At 62.9% G+C, this 842-nt stretch carries 1 protein-coding gene; it reads right to left on the bottom strand.

All coding sequences use genetic code 11. From position 1 onward, the window contains the following. Window positions 1–615, bottom strand: a 615-nt coding sequence (locus EN991_RS38125; protein WP_164769753.1) for a LacI family DNA-binding transcriptional regulator, incomplete at its 3' end; no start/stop codon positions are given. Between the last annotated feature and the right edge of the window lie 227 nt (window positions 616–842).

Raw genomic sequence — 842 nt, 5'->3', positions numbered from 1 at the left:
CGCGTGTACCACGGCAAAGCTCGCCGGCCCGGTGACGTGGGCGATGCGCTTGCGGCCAAGCCGGCAAAAATGCTCGACGGCCAGCCGGGCGCCGCCAACATCGTCCGAGACGAAGGCGACGGCGTCGGGGTCGGGCTGCGTGAAGGCATAGATCACCGGGACGCGCAGATTGGAGAGGTCGACGGGCAGATGGCGATCGATGCGCTTGCCAGTGGCGATGATGCCGTCAACGCGCTTGTCGAGCATGGCGTCGACATGCATCTGGCCCAGCCGCGGATCCTCCTCGACATTGCACAGGAACACCGAGACGCCATTGTCGACCAGCGCGTCCGAAATGCCCGACATCAGCGGCAGCGAGAAGCGGCCATAGGTATCGTTGGTGAGCAGGCCGACGGTGAAGCTGCGGCGTCGGAGCAGGCTTTGCGCCAGGCTGTTGGGCCGGAAGCCAAGCCGCCGGGCGGTCTCGCGAATGCGTTCGCGCGTCTCGGCTGTCATCCGGCCCTGGCTGTTGAGCGCCTTGGATGCGGTAGCGACGCTGACTCCGGCCTGCGCGGCCACGTCACGCAAGGTGACTGGCTTGGAAAAGACCGGAACAGGCAGATCGTCCGATGGCATCGCGCCGAGAGTCCTTAGTTGGAAAAAGGTTTTCTCTTACCGATCTGAAAGAGGCCCGGCAGGTGGCCGAGCCCGACTGAAATTGTTTGAGAAAACCTTTTCTCAGCTGAGGCTAGACCAGATTGGATCGCCGTTCAAGGGAAAAGCTGGTTGGGCCTCTGCTCTCTTCCTTCGAATGCAAACGCGGGTTAAAGCAGCGCCGGCAGCACTTAGCTCAGGGGAAGAGC

This window comes from Mesorhizobium sp. M7A.F.Ca.US.005.03.2.1, assembly GCF_003997795.1.
GTDB lineage: Bacteria > Pseudomonadota > Alphaproteobacteria > Rhizobiales > Rhizobiaceae > Mesorhizobium > Mesorhizobium ciceri.
Note: the sequence above shows the minus strand (reverse complement) of the source record. Positions and strands in the feature narration are given on the sequence as shown.